This is a genomic window from Streptomyces sp. PA03-6a (genome assembly GCF_033792765.1).
In the GTDB taxonomy this organism is placed as follows: Bacteria; Actinomycetota; Actinomycetes; order Streptomycetales; family Streptomycetaceae; genus Actinacidiphila.
The window spans coordinates 1-819 of the sequence record NZ_JARAVK010000593.1; the positions used below are offsets into that span (position 1 = coordinate 1).

General features: G+C 74.1%; 2 protein-coding genes. Both read left to right on the forward strand.

Annotated features, from left to right (window positions below; genetic code table 11):
• Positions 1-367, forward strand: a 367-nt coding sequence (gene grpE / locus PV350_RS46790) for a nucleotide exchange factor GrpE (RefSeq protein WP_500339333.1), incomplete at its 5' end; no start/stop codon positions are given.
• A 68-nt stretch (positions 368-435) separates the two neighbouring features.
• Positions 436-732: an NIPSNAP family protein gene (locus PV350_RS46795; protein WP_499512667.1), complete on the forward strand. Its 297-nt coding sequence runs from the start codon at positions 436-438 to the stop codon at positions 730-732.
• The last annotated feature ends 87 nt before the right edge of the window (positions 733-819 follow it).

Consider the following 819-nt stretch of genomic DNA (forward strand, 5'->3'; position numbering starts at 1 on the left):
GCGCGGTCTGGACGAACTGCGCGCCGAGCTCGACCACGCCCGCAGGGCCGCCGAGGGCCGGCTGGTGCAGCCGCTCCTGTACGACCTCGTCCTCCTCCTGGACCGCATCGACCGCCACCTCGGCGTCGACGGCGGCTTCGGCGACTCGGTCGGCGCCGAGCTGCTGACCCTCCTGGAGAAGTACGGCATGACCCGCATCCCGGTCACCGCCGGGCGCTTCGACCCCGCCCTCCAGGAGGCCGTGGGCACCGTCCCCGCGCCCCGGCCGGAGCTCGCCGGCGAGGTCGCGGAGGTCGTACGGCACGGCTACCGCATGGGGGACCGCGTCGTACGCCCCCAGCAGGTCCGCGTGCACGCGCCCGCGTGACCGAAGGGCCGAGGAGGCCAAAGAACCCAAGGAAGCCAAGGACCCGAGGAACCCAGGGGAGCCCCGGATTGCCCAGGACCACACAGCTGCGGACGTACACCATCAAGCCGGAGATGCTCGACGCCTGGCTCGGCCTGTGGCACGCCGAGATCGTGCCGCTGCGCCGGGCCCACGGCTTCGAGATCGGTCTGGCCTGGGTGGACCGCGAGCGCAGCCAGTTCGTCTGGCTGATCGCCTACGACGGCGAGGACGGCTTCGCCGCGGCCAACGCCCGCTACTGGGACAGCCCCGAACGCGTACGGATGCCGCTGCAGCCCGAGGACTACCTCGTCGGCAGCGAGGTCCGTGAGGTCGAACCGGCCTGAGCCGCCGCCCACACCGCGGCCGCCGCCCACACCGGCAGCCACGCGGCGGCCACCAGCGCGCCCGCCCCGGCCGCCGCACCCACCACG